The sequence below is a fragment of the Stenotrophomonas maltophilia genome (assembly GCF_013464485.1).
In the GTDB taxonomy this organism is placed as follows: Bacteria; Pseudomonadota; Gammaproteobacteria; order Xanthomonadales; family Xanthomonadaceae; genus Stenotrophomonas; species Stenotrophomonas maltophilia_AW.
The window spans coordinates 41,789-57,413 of sequence record NZ_RAUX01000028.1; the positions used below are offsets into that span (position 1 = coordinate 41,789).

The 15,625-nt window shown below is 67.6% G+C and carries 18 protein-coding genes; 3 read left to right on the top strand and 15 right to left on the bottom strand.

Going from position 1 to position 15,625, the window contains the following annotated elements; all coding sequences use genetic code 11:
- Nucleotide 1: 1 nt before the first annotated feature.
- From D7Y61_RS12370 to D7Y61_RS12440, 15 genes are all read right to left on the bottom strand, one after another.
- Nucleotides 2–433 carry an acyl-CoA thioesterase gene (locus D7Y61_RS12370; protein WP_180866485.1) on the bottom strand — a complete coding sequence of 144 codons (432 nt, stop codon included), beginning with the start codon at nucleotides 431–433 and terminating at the stop codon, nucleotides 2–4.
- Nucleotides 420–1,970 (bottom strand): HAL/PAL/TAL family ammonia-lyase, encoded by a 1,551-nt coding sequence (locus D7Y61_RS12375; protein WP_180866486.1) that lies wholly within the window; start codon nucleotides 1,968–1,970, stop codon nucleotides 420–422. The genes D7Y61_RS12370 and D7Y61_RS12375 overlap by 14 nt, the downstream gene beginning before the upstream one ends.
- Nucleotides 1,960–2,901 (bottom strand): acyltransferase, encoded by a 942-nt coding sequence (locus tag D7Y61_RS12380; RefSeq protein WP_107232614.1) that lies wholly within the window; start codon nucleotides 2,899–2,901, stop codon nucleotides 1,960–1,962. Before D7Y61_RS12380 ends, D7Y61_RS12375 begins: the two co-directional genes overlap by 11 nt.
- Before the next feature lies 1 nt (nucleotide 2,902).
- Nucleotides 2,903–3,673, bottom strand: coding sequence for a glycosyltransferase family 2 protein (locus D7Y61_RS12385; RefSeq protein ID WP_180866487.1), 771 nt, complete (start codon nucleotides 3,671–3,673; stop codon nucleotides 2,903–2,905).
- Nucleotides 3,663–5,348, bottom strand: coding sequence for an AMP-binding protein (locus D7Y61_RS12390; RefSeq protein ID WP_180866488.1), 1,686 nt, complete (start codon nucleotides 5,346–5,348; stop codon nucleotides 3,663–3,665). The genes D7Y61_RS12385 and D7Y61_RS12390 overlap by 11 nt, the downstream gene beginning before the upstream one ends.
- Nucleotides 5,341–5,892 carry a membrane protein gene (locus D7Y61_RS12395; protein ID WP_012512473.1) on the bottom strand — a complete coding sequence of 184 codons (552 nt, stop codon included), beginning with the start codon at nucleotides 5,890–5,892 and terminating at the stop codon, nucleotides 5,341–5,343. Before D7Y61_RS12395 ends, D7Y61_RS12390 begins: the two co-directional genes overlap by 8 nt.
- A gap of 22 nt (nucleotides 5,893–5,914) precedes the next feature.
- Complete coding sequence (locus D7Y61_RS12400) at nucleotides 5,915–6,172, bottom strand: acyl carrier protein (protein ID WP_006402206.1); 258 nt, start codon at nucleotides 6,170–6,172, stop codon at nucleotides 5,915–5,917.
- 17 nt (nucleotides 6,173–6,189) lie between these two features.
- Nucleotides 6,190–6,447: a phosphopantetheine-binding protein gene (locus D7Y61_RS12405; protein WP_005411610.1), complete on the bottom strand. Its 258-nt coding sequence runs from the start codon at nucleotides 6,445–6,447 to the stop codon at nucleotides 6,190–6,192.
- Nucleotides 6,434–7,231: a 1-acyl-sn-glycerol-3-phosphate acyltransferase gene (locus D7Y61_RS12410; protein WP_180866489.1), complete on the bottom strand. Its 798-nt coding sequence runs from the start codon at nucleotides 7,229–7,231 to the stop codon at nucleotides 6,434–6,436. The genes D7Y61_RS12405 and D7Y61_RS12410 overlap by 14 nt, the downstream gene beginning before the upstream one ends.
- A complete protein-coding gene (locus tag D7Y61_RS12415) occupies nucleotides 7,224–7,967 on the bottom strand; it encodes a beta-ketoacyl synthase chain length factor (protein WP_180866490.1) in 744 nt (247 codons plus the stop codon). The genes D7Y61_RS12410 and D7Y61_RS12415 overlap by 8 nt, the downstream gene beginning before the upstream one ends.
- Nucleotides 7,968–8,184: 217 nt before the next feature.
- A complete protein-coding gene (gene cydB / locus D7Y61_RS12420) occupies nucleotides 8,185–9,198 on the bottom strand; it encodes a cytochrome d ubiquinol oxidase subunit II (protein ID WP_180866491.1) in 1,014 nt (337 codons plus the stop codon).
- A gap of 1 nt (nucleotide 9,199) precedes the next feature.
- On the bottom strand, nucleotides 9,200–10,597 hold the full coding sequence (locus D7Y61_RS12425; protein WP_180866492.1) for a cytochrome ubiquinol oxidase subunit I: 1,398 nt from the start codon (nucleotides 10,595–10,597) through the stop codon (nucleotides 9,200–9,202).
- A gap of 247 nt (nucleotides 10,598–10,844) precedes the next feature.
- Nucleotides 10,845–11,060: a hypothetical protein gene (locus tag D7Y61_RS12430; RefSeq protein WP_180866493.1), complete on the bottom strand. Its 216-nt coding sequence runs from the start codon at nucleotides 11,058–11,060 to the stop codon at nucleotides 10,845–10,847.
- A complete protein-coding gene (locus D7Y61_RS12435; protein ID WP_180866494.1) occupies nucleotides 11,057–11,701 on the bottom strand; it encodes an RNA polymerase sigma factor in 645 nt (214 codons plus the stop codon). Before D7Y61_RS12435 ends, D7Y61_RS12430 begins: the two co-directional genes overlap by 4 nt.
- Nucleotides 11,702–11,738: 37 nt before the next feature.
- Nucleotides 11,739–12,068: a hypothetical protein gene (locus tag D7Y61_RS12440; RefSeq protein ID WP_010482336.1), complete on the bottom strand. Its 330-nt coding sequence runs from the start codon at nucleotides 12,066–12,068 to the stop codon at nucleotides 11,739–11,741.
- A gap of 167 nt (nucleotides 12,069–12,235) precedes the next feature.
- On the opposite strand from D7Y61_RS12440, the gene D7Y61_RS12445 reads away from it, so the two are divergent.
- From D7Y61_RS12445 to D7Y61_RS12455, 3 genes are read left to right on the top strand one after another with little or no spacing between them, the layout of a single operon-like run.
- The gene (locus D7Y61_RS12445) at nucleotides 12,236–14,605 is read left to right on the top strand and encodes a S9 family peptidase (RefSeq protein WP_180866495.1); all 2,370 of its coding nucleotides are present in this window, start codon (nucleotides 12,236–12,238) and stop codon (nucleotides 14,603–14,605) included.
- On the top strand, nucleotides 14,602–15,021 hold the full coding sequence (locus tag D7Y61_RS12450) for an NUDIX domain-containing protein (protein ID WP_180866496.1): 420 nt from the start codon (nucleotides 14,602–14,604) through the stop codon (nucleotides 15,019–15,021). The genes D7Y61_RS12445 and D7Y61_RS12450 overlap by 4 nt, the downstream gene beginning before the upstream one ends.
- A gap of 30 nt (nucleotides 15,022–15,051) precedes the next feature.
- A complete protein-coding gene (locus D7Y61_RS12455) occupies nucleotides 15,052–15,612 on the top strand; it encodes a hypothetical protein (protein WP_049398641.1) in 561 nt (186 codons plus the stop codon).
- The last annotated feature ends 13 nt before the right edge of the window (nucleotides 15,613–15,625 follow it).

Here is a 15,625-nt window from a genome sequence, read left to right on the forward strand (position 1 = left end):
GTCACGGCGCAGGCACTCCCAGGCGTTCCCACAGTACCGGCGGGCACTGGTACTGCATTTCCTTGCTGGCCGCGTCCACCGCAACCTGGATGGTCATCGCACGGGTCAGCACCTGGCCGCTTTCCGCATCGAGGATTTCGTACTCGATCTTCAGCCGGTTCTCCCATTCCACAATGCGCGCGACCACGCGCAGGGCCTGGTTGAACAACAGCGGGCGCACGTACTTCACGCGCGCGTCGACCACCGGCCACAGGTAGCCCGATTCGAGCATCTGCGGGTAGTCATAGTCGTAGCGGCCGAGCAGCGCGCAGCGCGCAATCTCGAAGTACTTGAAGTAGTGGCCATGCCAGACCACGTTCATCGGGTCGCAGTCATGGAAGGCGGGTGTCAACGCAATCTCGCCAACCCGTTCAATAGCCTCATTCACCGGCATACAGCTCCCAACGTTGCGCGCGGATCTCCACCAGCAGTTCCCGCAGTTCGCGATCCAGCGCGCGGTCTTCCTCGACCAGGGCGATGCGCTGCCCCAGGTCGGCGTACATGTCGGCCAGACTGCCATGCAGCTGCGCATTCAGGCCAACCCGCTCGCGCAGGGCCAGGCCCTGGCGCGCGGCAATCAGCATCGCCGCCACCACCTGCTCGGTCAGCTCGATCACGCGCAGGCAGTCGCGCGCGGCGATGGTGCCCATGCTGACCTTGTCCTGGTTGTGGCACTCGGTGGAACGCGAGAACACCGAGGCCGGCATGGTCTGCTTCAGCGCTTCGGCTGTCCACGCCGACACGCTGATCTGCAGCGCCTTCAGGCCATGGTTGATGGCCGCGCGCGGGCCGGTGGCCGCCGACAGGTTGGCCGGCAGGCCGTGGTTGTAGCGGGCATCGACCACCAGTGCCAGCTGCCGGTCGAGCAGATCGGCAACATTGGCCACGGTGTTCTTCAGGGTGTCCATCGCCAGCGCGATGTGGCCGCCGTAGAAGTGGCCCCCATGCAGGATGCGCTCGCCGTCGGCGTCGATCAGCGGATTGTCGTTGGCGCTGTTCAGCTCGGTCTCGATCAGCTGGCGCAGGAACGGCAGGCAGTCCTCCAGCACGCCGATCACATGCGGCGCGCAGCGCAGCGAATAGCGGTCCTGCAGGCGCTGTTCATTGCGCGGCGGGCGCTCGCTGTGCAGGTCGCTGCGCAGGCGCGCGGCGATGCGGCCCTGGCCCGGGTGCGGCTTGGCCGCGAACAGGGTCTGGTCGAAGTGGTGCGCGTTGCCGTCGCTGGCCAGCACGTTGAACGCGGTCAGGCGCGTGGCCATGCGCGCCAGGTAGTCGGCGCGCCGCCAGGCCAGGCAGGCCAGGCCGGTCATCACCGCGGTGCCGTTCATGATCGCCAGGCCTTCCTTCGGCCGCAGCTTCAGCGGCGTCATGCCGATCTTCGCCAGCACCGGGCCGGCCGGCTGCACCTGGCCATCGAACAGTACCTCGCGCTCACCGCACAGCACGGCGGCCACGTAGGACAGCGGGGTCAGGTCGCCACTGGCACCGACCGAGCCCTCGGCCGGAATCATCGGCAGCACGTCGTGCTGCAGCAGCGTGGCCAGGCCTTCCAGCAGGGGCACACTGACACCGGACATGCCGCGCACCAGCGACGCCAGGCGCGCCGCCAGCACCGCGCGGGTCTCGACCGGGTCCAGGTAACGACCCAGGCCGCAGCCGTGGTAGGTGTACAGATGGTGTGGCAGCTCGGCCACCAGCGCCGGCGGGATGTTCACCGTGCACGAGTCGCCGTAGCCGGTGGTCACACCGTAGATCACGCCGTCCTCGCGCAGCAGTCGGTCGAGGAAATCGGCGCCGCGCTGGATATGCGCGCGGAACGTCGGCGCCTCGCTCAGTGCGGCCTCGCACTGGCGCTGGGCCAGGGCAACCACGTCTTCGATGGTCAACGGTGCATCGCCAAAGCGGCACGCGGGTACGGCGTCAGTCGTCATGCGGAGCCTGATCCCAGAAGGGGAAGAAATTGAACCAGTCCAACGGGGACTGGATGACCTGGAGTTCCAGCCAGCGCGCGAAGCGCTGTGCCTGTTCGGCCAGTGCCGCATCGCGTGAGCCACGCGGCAGCACGATGCGCTCGGCGAACTGTTCAAACGCCACGCGATAGCCTTCGCCCTGGTGCAGGCAGGCCATGGTGTAGACCGGGCAGCCCAGCGCGGCGGCCAGCACATAGGCGCCGATCGGGAACGGCGCGCGATGGCCGAGGAAATCGGCGGTGACACTGCGGCCGCCCTGCACCGGCGTGCGGTCGCCGACGATGGCGACGAAGCCACCGGCCGCCACGCGCTCGGCCAGCATCACCGCGGTGGCCGGTCCCATTTCGGTGACCTGCACCAGCTCCACCGCTGCCAGCGGGTCCAGCCTCTGCAGCAGGCGGTTGAAGCGCTGCGCATGCGCGGTGTGCACCAGCACGGTGATGCGGAACCCCGGCACCTGCTCGGCCAGCACCTGGCACAGTTCCAGGCAGCCGATGTGTGCGGTGAGGATCAGACCGCCTTCGCGGCGCGCGATCTTGTCCAGCACCAGGTCGCGGTGCAGGTGGATGCGTTCGGGCGGGTAGCGCCCGCCCAGGCCGAGGATCTTGTCCAGCATCGTGTCGGCGAAGGCGAAGAAGTGGCGCAGGCTGTCGCGCCGCGTGGGTGCGCGGCCGAGCACGCCGCTGTGCGCCTGCAGGCGCTGCAGGTACTGCATCGAGGCCTGGCGGCCGACACGGTTGCCCAGCCAGTGGCAGGTCACCACCGGCCACACGCACAGGCGGAACGGCCAGCGCCCGAACCAGCGGTGCACCCAGCACAGGAACAGCACGCCGGCCACCGAGGTGGACTCGCCGATGTCGGCCCAGTGCGGGGCGTCGTGCGCGGTCGCCATCTCAACCCTGCCCGCGCAGGCGGCGCCACAGCAGGCGCGGCGCGCGCCAGAGCATGCCGAAGAACAGGCGGGTGTGCATGCGGCTGATGCGCACGTTGTCGCGCCACACATCGAAGTGCGACACCCCATCGGACGGATAGGTCACGCGCGTGGCCAGGTGTTCGACCGGCAGCTGCCGCCAGTACAGGCGCACCATGATCTCGGTGTCGAAATCCATGCGCCGGCCAATGGTCTCTTCGCCGATCAGGCGCAGCACCGGTGGCAGCGGATACACGCGGAAGCCGCACATGGTATCGCGCAGATGCAGCGACAGCGTGTTGATCCAAACCCAGATGTGGGTGGCGTAACGACCGTACAGGCGCGCCTTCGGAACGCTGGCGTCGTAGGCCGGAATGCCGCAGATCACCGCCTCGGGCTGCGCACGCGCCGCCTCGATGAAGCGTGGCAGGTCGGCGGTATCGTGCTGGCCGTCGGCATCGATCTGCAGCACGTGGCTGTAGCCACCCGCAGCGGCTTCGGCAAAACCGGCCAGCATCGCCCCGCCCTTGCCCTGGTTGATGTCCAGGCGCAGCAGATCGACGCCCTGTCGTTGTGCCATTGAACGCAGTGCAGTCGCGCACGCCTCATGCGAGCCATCGTCGACCAGCAGGCACGGCAGGCCAGCGGCCTGCACGCCGTCGATCACCGCCGCGATGGCGTGCTCGTGGTCGTAGACGGGAATCACCACCAGTGGCGCGAACGCGGCACCGGCAACGGCCGAGTCAGTCCGCATCGGCGAAGACCACCTTGCCGCTGGCATGCACACCGTGGCTGGAGGTGTAGCGGAAGGCCAGCACATTGCGTGTGGCATCCCAGTCCAACTGCAGGGTCAGCTCATCGCCCGGGCGGGCCACATGCTGGAACTTCACCGCATCCATGCGCAGGAATCCGGCCGGCATCCTGAACACCTGGCGGCCAAAACGCACGGCCCAGTCCAGCTGCGCCACGCCGGGCAGGATCGCCGCCTGCGGGAAGTGGCCCTGGAACGGCCGCAGCGCCGGGTCCAGGGTCATGCGCAGCGTGGCGCTGTCCGCGCTGCGCTGGTCCCACACCGGTTCGGGCATCAATGGCTGGAACAGCGCTGCCAGGGCGGCCTGGGTCACCTTGCCCTGCGCGTTGATCGGCAAGGCCTGAACCAGGCGCCAGCGGCGCGGCCGGGTAACCGCGTCGTGGGCAGAGGCCAGGCGCGCGCCCAGGCGCTGGCCGAGCGCGCGGCGCGCCGCATCGCCACCGTCCAGCAGCGCGCGGTCGGCCGGCACCACCACCGCCGCCAGCTGCTCGCGCTGGCCCTGCAGCACCAGCACGCGCACGTCATCCACCTCGGCGTCTTCGCGCAGCGCGCGTTCCAGCGCATCCAGCGAAACGCGGCGCTCTTCGATCTTGACGATGCGGTCGGCACGGCCCAGCAGGCGGAAGCGGCCATCGGCCAGCGCTTCCACGCGATCCTGGGTGCGCCACCAGTCGAGGGTTTCGAGATGCGCCGAGGCGACGGCCAGGCAGCCGTCCTCGATGCGCCACTGCACGCCCGGCAGCGGCTGCCACGGCGGCAGATCGGTGTCCCAGCGGCGCCAGGCGATACCACCGGTCTCGCTGCTGCCGTAAACCTCGGTCGGTGCCACGCCCAGCCACTGCCGCACCTGCCGCGCCGCTTCTTCCGGCAGTGGGCCACCGGAGGAGAACACCGCGCGCAGGCGGCCATGCAGGCTGGCCCAGTCGAGCTGTTCGGGCAGGCGCTTGAGGTGGGCCGGGGTCGCCACCAGCACCGTATCGGTGGCGGCCAGCGCGCCCACCAGGTCTTCGTGGAAGAACCGGCGCGGATGGATCAGGCGGCCGGCGGCCAGCGGCCACAGCACGCGGAACAGCAGGCCGTAGATGTGCTGGTGGGACACCGTGCCGTGCACCTGCACGCCTTCCAGCTGCGCGCCGAACGCGGCCTGCAGCGCATCCACCTCGCGCGCCAGCTGGTCCATGCGTTTGCTGATCGCGCTCGGCTGGCCGGTACTGCCGGAGGTGAACACGCACAGCTCGCAGGCGCGCTCGTCCAGCACCTGCAGTTCGTAGTCCGGTGCAGCGTCCAGCGCCACCAGCGGCCGGTGGTCGGCGGAAACATCGCCGGCGAAACCGCTCACCTGTGGCTGCAGCGCCTGCAGCGTGGCCGGCAGGTTGTCGGCGGCCAGGAACACCCGCTTGCCGGCATGCCAGGCACCGAACAACGCAGCGGCAAAGGCCACGGCATCTTCGAAGTACAGGGCCCAGTCACGGCCTTCGGCGGCCCCAAATGCGGCGCGCCAGGCCAGCACGCGCTGGCGGAAGCGGGCGTGGTCGATCACCTCGCCATCGCAGACGCCAACGCTGCGCTGCGGCCGCGCCTCCACCAGCAGCCGGTCCAGGGCAATCCACTCAGCCATGCGCGTGCGCCGCCTTCACCCGCCGCCGCACCAGCCACTCACCTGCGAACAACACGCCCATCATCACGTACGCCAACAATCCGTTGTAGAGCATCCAGACCCGGTCCGACGCGTACAGCGCGGTCAGCAGGGCCAGGCTGCCGTTGAGAACGAAGAAGCCGCACCACACCTGGGTGACGCGGCGGGTATAGGCCACCGCGAACGGGGGCAGGTCCGGTTCCTGCAGCCGTGCCAGGCGTTCCACCAGCGGCGGGCCGAAACGCAGGCTGGTGCCGAACACCGCCAGCATCACCGCGTTGACCAACGCCGGGTACAGCTTCAGCGGCAGGGCCTGGTTGAGCACGGTGGCCAGCACCGCCAGCAGGCCGGTGCCCGCGGCCGCGGCCCACCACAGCGGCTGACGCGTACTCAGCGCGCGCAGCAGGGCCAGGGTGAACAGCAGCAGCGACAGCCAGCGTGGCTCGAAGCGGCCCATGGCCAGGTACACCAGCACCGGGTAGGCCAGCGAAATCGCAGCCACCACGACCGTGCGTGCGCGTGCCATGGTGGAGCCGCCAGCGCTGCGGTCAGGCGGCTGCCTGATCCGGCAGCAGCCTGTGCACGACATCGACGATGTCCTGCACGGTGCGCACGGCCTTGAAGGCCTCCGGCTGCAGGTTGCGGCCAAGCAGCGGCTTGAGCTGGACGATCAGGTCCACCGCATCGATGCTGTCGATGTCCAGGTCGTCATACAGGCGCGCCTCAGGTGTGATGCGGGCGGTTTCGATCTCGAAGCTGTCGGTCAGGATGCTGACGATGCGTTCGAACAGTTCATTCTTGGTCATGGCAATTCCGGGCACCGTTACGACTGGCGGGCGGCGACGAACTCGCCGAGCGCACGCACGCTGGAGAAATGGCGACGGGTTTCTTCCGAATCGGCCGAGAGGCTGACACCGTACTTCTTCTGGAGCGCCAGTCCCAGCTCCAGCGCGTCGATCGAATCCAGGCCAAGGCCCTCGACGAACAGCGGCGCGGTCGGATCGATGTCCTCCGGCGTGATGTCCTCCAGCGAAAGGGAGGAAATGATCAATTCCTTGATCTCGTGCTCAAGTGCTTGCACGGTTCGGATCTCCAGACAGGTCGAAATAACGAGAAAGGTGCTCGGTGACGCGACGTGCCGCCAAGGCATCCCCCCTGGGCGAGTCGTCATCGGCCAGGAAGGGCGCGATCGGGATATCTTCGCCGATCTGCAGCCGAACGTGAAAGCGACGTGACGGGACACGATACCACTTCTGCCCCTTGGTCAACGTTGGCGGGGTGCAGGTGATCCGCACCGGAGTGATGTCAAGGCAGCCCCGGACGGCAATGTTGGCGGCCCCGCGCTGCAGCCGCGGCGGCTGTCCGGGCACGCTGCGGGTGCCTTCCGGGAAGATCACCAGGGTGCCGCCGGCCTGTACCGCGGCTACGCAGTCGTCCACCAGACCAGCGCCATCATCGTTGGAGATGTAGCCGGCCGCCCGTACCGGACCACGCATGAACGGGTTGCAGGCCACGGCCCGCTTGACCACACAATCGGCGTTGGGCAGCAACGAAATCAGGCAGACCACGTCGATCAGGGTCGGGTGATTGGCCAGAACCAGCAAACCGTCGCGCTGCAGGCGTTCCCGGCCTTCGATCTGCAGGGTCATCACTCCGAGCCGGCACATCAGCCGGACATGGCTGGCAAAAGCGGCCTGGACCACGCGCCGGGCGCGCCGGCGACGGGCCACCGGGTCCTGCATCAGCAGCAGTACCGGCATCACCAGGACGCCGAGCAGCAACCCGCCGAGGCCAAACGCAGCAAAGCTCAGGCCGGTGCCGAACACCCGCCAGGCGTGATCGAGGCGGCGCAGCAACTCACTCACGGCGGCCCCAGCGCCAGCGCTGGCCGTGGGCCACGTGCTCCAGCGCCGGCGCGCCGGACAACAGGAAGCGGTGCAGGTTCAGCGCATGGGGCAGCAGGCCCGGCGCAGAAGCAGCCTGTTCTTCGGCCGGCTGCCACTGCAGAGAAAGAGTCGGGTGGCCTGCGGCGGGCGCGGCCAGCCGCCAGCACCACGCAAAGAACGGGTCGGGTTCGTCTGCGAACGTCGTGTAAATCTCAGGAAGCGGGGATTCGTAGACCACCACCCGCACCTCGCGGGCGCCATCGGCCAGCAGGCCGACGGCCTCCAGGCACGCAGCTTCGACCGTGGCTTGGCCGGCAGCCAACGCCAGGTAATTACCGCGATGGCCGCGGGCGATGGAGTACAGCGCGGCGATCGCGTTATGCACCGACAGGCCAAATCCGGTCGGCGACAACGGCTGATCGGCCACCAGCGCGCCCAGCAGGTCCATCGAGCGGGCGACGTCACCATGGCGGCTGGCGAACACCAGCGGCACGTCGCTGTCGGCGCCCTGCCCGTCCTCGCTCCAGCACGCGGCCTGGATCGCCATGCGGCCCAAGCGCTCGATGCGACGGCGTTGCATTGCCGGAACCTCCGCCAGTGCCGGCGTATCCCCGCCATGCGGCAGGTAGGGCGCATCGGCCCAGCCCAGCCACTGGCTGCGCTCGCTCAGGCCGGGCGCCCACGCGGCCCAGTCGACGATGGAGAATTCGATCATTTAGCGTTGGTGTTTCAATGGGAGACCGATAGGCACGAGCCATTACGGCGACGCGCGGCGGCCCCCCATTCCTGCAGCCGTGCGTCCGTCCAGGACGTCGCCGGCTGCCCCCCTGGCCGCCGGAAAGGAGCGCACGCTAGCACGTCCCGCGCAGGGTGTGCAGGTTTCACATTCCCCAACGCGGGCCCCGGCAACAGCCGGCCCCGATGTCAATCGATCAGTGGTAACCGGTGTCGGCGTGCACCTTGCCGCGGAATACCCGGTAGGACCAGGCTGTATAGCCGAGGATGACCGGCAACAGAATGACCAGCCCGACCAGCGTGAAGCCCAGCGAAGACGCCGGCGCCGCCGCCTGCCACAGGGTCATCGACGGTGGCAGCAGATAAGGCCACATGCCCAGCACCAGGCCGAGGAAGCCGAGCACGAACAGGGCCAGGCTGAGCAGGAACGGCGGCAGGTCACGGCGCGGGTGGGTGGCACTACGCCACAGCGCGGCGGCTACCGCCAGGGTCAGCAGCGGCACCGGCGACAGCCACCAGAAGTTGCCGTCGCTGAACCAGCGATCCATCAACCGCGAATCGAGGAACGGCAGCCAGCTGCTGACCAGGCCCATCGCCGCGATCACCGCCACCACCAGCGGCCGGGTCATCTGCCGCGCCAGCGCCTGCACGCGCCCTTCGGTCTTCAGGATCAGCCAGGTGCTGCCCAGCAGCGCGTAGCCGGCCACCAGCGCGGCGCCGGTCAGCATCGCGAACGGGCTGAACCAGGCGAACGGCCCGCCCTGATAGACACCGTCCACCAGCGGGATGCCTTGCACCAGGGTGCCGAGGATCACGCCCTGGGCGAAGGTCGCCAGCAGCGAACCGAGGCCGAACGCCACGCTCCACAGCCCTCGCGAACGATGCGCCTTGAAGCGAAACTCGAACGCCACGCCGCGGAACACCAGCGCCACCACCAGCAGCAGCACCGGCAGGTACAGCGCAGACAGCAGCACCGCATACGCCTTCGGGAACGCCGCCAGCAGGCCGGCGCCGCCCAGCACCAGCCAGGTCTCGTTGCCGTCCCAGATCGGCGCGGCGGTGTTCATCATCAGGTCCAGCTGGTCCTCGTCCTCGGCGAACGGGGCGAGGATGCCGATGCCGAGCACGAAGCCGTCCAGCACCACGTACATCAGCACGCCGAAGCCGATCACCGCGAACCATGCCACCGGCAGCCAGGTCATCAGGTCCATGTCAGCGCTCCTCCAGCGGTTCGTCGGCCGCCGACAGCGGGCGCGCGGGGGTGTGGCTGCCGTGGTCCAGCGATGGTCCTTCTGCATACGGCTGCGGTCCATGGCGCAGGATCTTCACCAGGTACCAGATGCCCCAGCCGAACACGAACGCGTAGCCGACCACGTAGACACCCAGCGACAGCGCGGTCATCCATGCACTCTGCGGGCCGACCGCATCAGCGGTGCGCAGCACGCCATGTACCACCCACGGCTGGCGGCCCATCTCGGTGACAAACCAACCCGACAGCAGCGCGATGAAGCCGCTGGGCAGCATCCAGTTCCAACCGCGCAGCAGCCACGGTGAATCCAGCAGCTTCTTCCGCCACAGCTGGAAAGCCGACACCCAGGCCAGCAGCAGCATCAGCGTGCCCAGCCCGACCATGATGCGGAAGGCGAAGAACACCGGCGTCACCGGCGGCCGCTCGCTGGCCGGAACCGAGGTAAGCGGATCGAAGGTGCCGTCCAGCGAATGGGTGAGGATCACGCTGCCCAGCTTCGGGATGGCCACTTCGAAATCGTTGCGCTCTTCCTTCTCGTTCGGCAGCGCGAACACCACCAGCGGTACGCCCTCGCCTTCCTTGGTTTCATGCCAATGCGCCTCCATCGCCGCGATCTTCATCGGCTGATGCTTGAGCGTGTTCAGGCCATGCATGTCGCCGACGAAGATCTGTACCGGCACGGTCAGTGCGGCGAACGCCACCGCCGCGATCAGCATGCGTCGGCCCGCTTCCACATGCGTTCCCTTGCGCAGGTACCACGCACCTACGCCACCGATCACGAAACAGGTGGTGATGAACGAGCCCAGCGCCATGTGCGCCAGCCGGTACGGGAACGAGGGGTTGAACACCACCTGCCACCAGTCCACCGGATGCACGATGCCGTTGACCATCTCGTAGCCGGCCGGCGTGTGCAGCCAGCTGTTGGACGACAGGATCCAGAACGTGGAGAACAGCGTGCCCAGCGCCACCATGCAGGTGGACAGGAAATGCAGGCGCGGCGAGACCCGCCCCCAACCGAACATCATCACACCAAGGAAGCTGGCTTCCAGGAAGAACGCGGTCAGCACTTCGTAGGTCAGCAGCGGGCCGATGACCGTGCCGGCCACTTCGCTCAGCCGCGGCCAGTTGGTACCGAACTGGAAGGCCATGACGATGCCGCTGACCACGCCCATGCCGAACGACACCGCGAAGATCTTCTGCCAGAAGAAATACAGTTCGCGCCACACGGGCAACTTCGTGCGCAGCCAGCGCCATTCGATGAAGGCCAGCCAGCTGGCCGTGCCGATGGTGAAGGCGGGGAACAGCACGTGGAAACTGATGACGAATCCGAACTGGATCCGGGACAACAACAACGCGTCCAAGGGACGCCTCCTGCCTGCGACCGGTGGGATACCGGACCACTTTAGGAGTATTTCGTTAAGCCGGGATGCGACCGGGTGACGCGCTGCTTCACTTTGTCGCAGGCGAGAAGGCCTGCCAGGCATGGCCCAGCACTACGAATTAACCACTTTGGTAGCTGCCAACCTTGGTTGGCACACACGCCCAAACGCCGACCAAGGTCGGCATCTACCAACAGCGACTAGAGCAGCCCACCGCCCGGAGGGCGCCTCAGTTCCAGAAGTACCAGACAGCTGCCGCCACCAACGCACCCAACAACACCACCTGCACCACCACATAGCCCACACCGCTGTCGCGCGACTCAGCGATAATGCGCTTCTGCAGCGCCTCGCTCACATCAGGCGTTTCTTCCTGCCGCGCCTGCTCATGCAACGCCTGGGCCAGCGCGCGCTCGTCCGCATCGCGGGAGTCGGTCGGTGGGTTCACAACAGTTCTCCAGCGGTGGCGTGCCGCGTCAGTTCCTGCTTCAGGACCTGGCGCGCGCGGTGCAGGTGGCTCTTGATGGTACCGCGCGCCAGCCCTGTCACCTGCTCGATCTCGGCCAGATCGAAATCCTCCAGGTAGTGCAGGCCGACAATCAGCCGCTGCGGTGCATTCAGCCGTTCCAGTGCCGCGCCCAGCTGACGCCCGGCCTGCAACGCCTCGCTCAGTTCCGCCGGCCCAGGGCCTTCATCACCGACGCCCAGTTCCTCGGGCACCTCCACTGCCACCATCCATTGCGCTTCCAACCGTCGCCGCCGCAGGTACTGCAGCGCGGTGGTATAGGCCACCCGCGAAACCCAAGTGCGCAGCGATGATTCGAAGCGGAAACGGTGCAGCTGGCGGAACACCGCCAGGAAGGTTTCCTGCAGCAGATCGGCCACCTGATCGCGGTCGCCAACCATGCGTCCGATCACATGCGCGCAGGTACGTTGATGGGCCTGCACCAGCTGCGCGAAGGCCGGTTGCGAGCCATCGATGATGGCGCTGACCAGGGCGCGGTCGTCATCCGCGCCCGGTGCACTCTCCGCAGGGACGCCGCGGCGGCGCCCCCGCAATGCCGACAGCACTTCGCCGAGCAGGCTCATGCGCGGGGCGCCCCCTGTGCCCGTGGCATGTCCTGGCTCAGCCCTTGCGTGCGGCAGGACGGGTGAAGTGCCAGGCCAGCAGCTGGCCGAGGCCGGCACTGCCGACCATCGCAGCGGCAGCGCCGAAGGTCAGCTCACGTGCACCGATCGCCTCCAGCAGGCCCATTGCCACAGCCAGACTGACCAGGCTGATGCCCCAGCGCAGCGCGCCCTGGCGGCGACGCTCTTCTTCCAATACGGCCAGCGAGCGGATGACTTCCTCGGGTACATGGGGCGCCACCAGCTTGCTGCGCGCCCGTGCATCGGCGATGGCATGGATCGCGTAGGCGATGCAGATGAAGAGGGTGATCGGGATCAGTTCCTGCATGGTCGGGCTCCTGTTCGGTGGATGATGCGGGTTCAGGAGAATGGATGCGCAACCCCGGCAACCGGTTGCAGCATTTTGCCGATTCCGCTGCCATGACCTGTGGCCCCTGCCCCAGGGCTGGGCGACTGCTACGCTTGGCCGGTTTCCTTTTCCGGTGCCGTCCGCCCATGTCCCGAGTGCTGCCCCTGTCCCTCCTGCTGTCGGCCGTGCTGGCCGCACCGGCCGCGCATGCTGCGCCCACGCCGATCACCATCGAGCAGGCCATGGCCGATCCGGACTGGATCGGTCCGCCGGTCGAGAAAGCCTGGTGGTCGTGGAACAGCCAGCAGGTGGAGTACCAGCTCAAGCGCAACGGCAGCCCGGTGCGCGATACCTTCCGCCAGCCGGTGGCCGGTGGCGTGGCCGCGCAGGTGGCCGATGACCAGCGCGGCACCCTGGACGTGGCCGAGCCTGTCTACGACCGCAGCCGCAGCCGCAGCGCCTTCGTGCGCAATGGCGATGTGTTCGTGCGCGACCTGCGCAGCGGTGCGCTGACCCAGCTGACCCGCAGCAACGAGCGCGCAGGCAACGTGAACTTCGCCGCCGACAACGGCGTGATCTGGCGCGTCGGCCAGAATTGGTTCCACTGGACCGCCGCCAGCGGCGTGCAGCAGGTGGCCAGCCTGAAGGCCGAGAAGGATCCGCGTACGGCACCGAAGGCCGACGTACTGCGCGACCAGCAGCTGCGCACGCTGGAAACCCTGCGCCGCGACCGCGACCAGCGCGAAGCACTGAAGGACCAGGACCAGCGCTGGCGCCAGGCCGACCCGACCCGCGCGCCGGGCCCGGTGTACCTGGGCACCGACGTGGAGATCGCCGACAGCGTGCTGTCGCCGGACCTGACTCACCTGATCGTGGTGACCAAGCCGAAGGACTTCGACGACGGCCGTGGCGGCAAGATGCCGCTGTACGTGACCGAGTCAGGTTACGAGGAAACCGAGGACACCCGCACCCGCGTCGGCCGCAACGGCTTCGAGCCGCACACGCTGTGGTACGTGGACGTGCGCACCGGCAAGGCCGAGAAGGTCTCGCTGGCTGGCCTGCCGGGCATCAGCACCGATCCGCTGGCCGAACTGCGCCGCAAGGCCGGCAAGGACGCGCTGAAGGGCGAACGCAGCGTGCAGGTGATGAGCGACTTCATGGGCGGCGGCATCCGCTGGAGCGCCGACGGCCAGCAGGCCGCAGTGATGCTGCGTGCCAACGACAACAAGGACCGCTGGATCATCAGCGTCAACGCTGCCGACGGCCGCGTGCAGAACCGCCACCGCCTCACCGACAACGGCTGGATCAACTGGGGCTTCAACGATTTCGGCTGGATGGCCGATGGCCGCACGCTGTGGCTGCTGTCCGAGGAATCGGGCTTCTCGCACCTGTACACCCAGGCCGGTACTGCCAAGCCACAGGCGTTGACCAGCGGCAGGTGGGAAACCTCGGCGCCGGTGCCGTCGGCCGATGGCAAGGGCTTCTACTTCCTGTGCAACCAGCAGGCCCCGCATGACTACGAAGTCTGCGCTGTCGATACCGGCAGCCGCCAGGTGCGCGAGTTGACCAGTCTCAACGGCGTGGAAGACTTCTCGCTGTCTCCGGACGGCCAGCAGCTGCTGGTGCGCTACTCCGGCGCCTACCTGCCGCCGCAGCTGGCCGTGCTGCCCAGTGCCGGTGGCCAGGCACGCGTGCTGACCGACACCCGCACTGCCGACTACAAGGCGCGCCAGTGGATCCAGCCGAAGCTGGTGGCAGTGCCGTCCAAGCACGGTGCCGGCGTGGTCTGGGCCAAGTACTACGAGCCGGAAAACAAGGAACCGGGGAAGAAGTACCCGATCGTGATGTTCGTGCACGGCGCCGGCTACCTGCAGAACGTGCACCAGCGCTACCCGGCTTACTTCCGCGAGCAGATGTTCCACAACCTGCTGGTGCAGAAGGGCTACATCGTGCTGGACATGGATTACCGCGGCAGCGAGGGCTACGGCCGCGACTGGCGCACCGCGATCTACCGCAACATGGGCCACCCGGAACTGGAAGACTACAAGGACGGCCTGGACTGGCTGGTCGACACCCAACAGGGTGACCGCGACCACGCCGGCATCTACGGCGGTTCCTACGGCGGCTTCATGACCTTCATGGCGCTGTTCCGCTCGCCGGGCACCTTCAAGGCCGGTGCCGCGCTGCGCCCGGTGGTGGACTGGCACCAGTACAACCACGGCTACACCAGCAACATCCTCAACACCCCGGACATCGATCCGGAGGCGTACCGCGTGTCCTCGCCGATCGAGTACGCGCAGAACCTGCAGGACAACCTGCTGATCGCCCACGGCATGATGGATGACAACGTGTTCTTCCAGGACTCGGTGAACCTGACCCAGCGCCTGATCGAACTGCACAAGGACAACTGGTCGATCGCACCGTACCCGCTGGAACGACACGGCTACGTCCGCGCCGATTCCTGGCTGGACCAGTACAAGCGCATCCTCAAGCTGTTCGAGCAGAACCTGAAGTGAGCAACGCCGCGGCCACGATCCGTATCGTGGCCGCGGTCATCCTGGATGACCGCGGCCGGGCGCTGGTGGTGCGCAAGCACGGCGCCAGCCGCTTCATCCAGCCGGGCGGCAAGCCCGAAGCCGGCGAAGCACCGCTGCAGGCACTGGCCCGCGAACTGGATGAAGAACTCGGTGTGCAGCTGTGCGCCGAAACCGCCATCGCGATGGGCACGTTCGAGGACTGGGCGGTGAACGAGCCCGGCCATCGCGTGCAGGCACAGGCCTGGTGGGTGCGGGTGGACGGCACGCCACAGGCACGTACCGAAATCGCCGAACTGGCCTGGGTACCGCTGCAGCCGCCGCATGGCCTGCCCTTGGCACCGTTGAGCGAACACCATATCCTGCCGGCCGTCGCCACCCGGGTGACGGCCCGCTGACCGCGCGGGCACCGATTGCAAGGACACCGGATGTCAATGTCGATCCCGCCGATTCCTTCGCTGGTCCAACCGACCTATCACGCCTGGGTGCGCCCGATCGCACACGCCTCGTTCTGGCTGTCACTGCTGCTCACGGTCTACTTCGTGATGCAGGGACTGCTGCTGTGGCCGCTGCACAACCTTCCGATCTGGCACCTGGTTGAGAGGGAAGTACAACTCCAGCACCTGCACAGCCTGATCTGGCTTCTGGCGCATCCGGTGGCCGCGTCGATGATCGTCGCACTGCTGTGCCTTGCCTCGACGCTGGCCAGCTGGGGACTGCTGCGCGAGCGCAGCTGGGGCCTGTGGAGCTTTGTGGCGATCCTGCTGATGAGTGCATTGACCAACTTTGCGATCGCCGGGTGGCTGGACGTGTTCATGCGCGACGTCATCCCGTTTCTCTCCGACGACGCCGTCCTGCAACAGGAACTCCATCTGAAACGCTGGTTGATCACGCTGACCATGGTGGCCATGTCGTTCGTACTCCTCGGCCTGCAGGGTTGGCTGGCCTGGCGCCTGCTGCGACCAGACATCCGCTCGCGCTTCCACTGAGCCACACCCCTTT

Excerpts from the sequence above, each read along its gene's own strand:
- D7Y61_RS12370 (WP_180866485.1), bottom strand. The coding sequence starts at position 433 with ATGCCGGTGAATGAGGCTATTGAACGGGTTGGCGAGATTGCGTTGACA.
- D7Y61_RS12375 (WP_180866486.1), bottom strand. The coding sequence starts at position 1,970 with ATGACGACTGACGCCGTACCCGCGTGCCGCTTTGGCGATGCACCGTTG.
- D7Y61_RS12380 (WP_107232614.1), bottom strand. The coding sequence starts at position 2,901 with ATGGCGACCGCGCACGACGCCCCGCACTGGGCCGACATCGGCGAGTCC.
- D7Y61_RS12385 (WP_180866487.1), bottom strand. The coding sequence starts at position 3,673 with ATGCGGACTGACTCGGCCGTTGCCGGTGCCGCGTTCGCGCCACTGGTG.
- D7Y61_RS12390 (WP_180866488.1), bottom strand. The coding sequence starts at position 5,348 with ATGGCTGAGTGGATTGCCCTGGACCGGCTGCTGGTGGAGGCGCGGCCG.
- D7Y61_RS12395 (WP_012512473.1), bottom strand. The coding sequence starts at position 5,892 with ATGGCACGCGCACGCACGGTCGTGGTGGCTGCGATTTCGCTGGCCTAC.
- D7Y61_RS12400 (WP_006402206.1), bottom strand. The coding sequence starts at position 6,172 with ATGACCAAGAATGAACTGTTCGAACGCATCGTCAGCATCCTGACCGAC.
- D7Y61_RS12415 (WP_180866490.1), bottom strand. The coding sequence starts at position 7,967 with ATGATCGAATTCTCCATCGTCGACTGGGCCGCGTGGGCGCCCGGCCTG.
- cydB (WP_180866491.1), bottom strand. The coding sequence starts at position 9,198 with ATGGACCTGATGACCTGGCTGCCGGTGGCATGGTTCGCGGTGATCGGC.
- D7Y61_RS12435 (WP_180866494.1), bottom strand. The coding sequence starts at position 11,701 with ATGAGCCTGCTCGGCGAAGTGCTGTCGGCATTGCGGGGGCGCCGCCGC.
- D7Y61_RS12440 (WP_010482336.1), bottom strand. The coding sequence starts at position 12,068 with ATGCAGGAACTGATCCCGATCACCCTCTTCATCTGCATCGCCTACGCG.
- D7Y61_RS12445 (WP_180866495.1), top strand. The coding sequence starts at position 12,236 with ATGTCCCGAGTGCTGCCCCTGTCCCTCCTGCTGTCGGCCGTGCTGGCC.
- D7Y61_RS12455 (WP_049398641.1), top strand. The coding sequence starts at position 15,052 with ATGTCAATGTCGATCCCGCCGATTCCTTCGCTGGTCCAACCGACCTAT.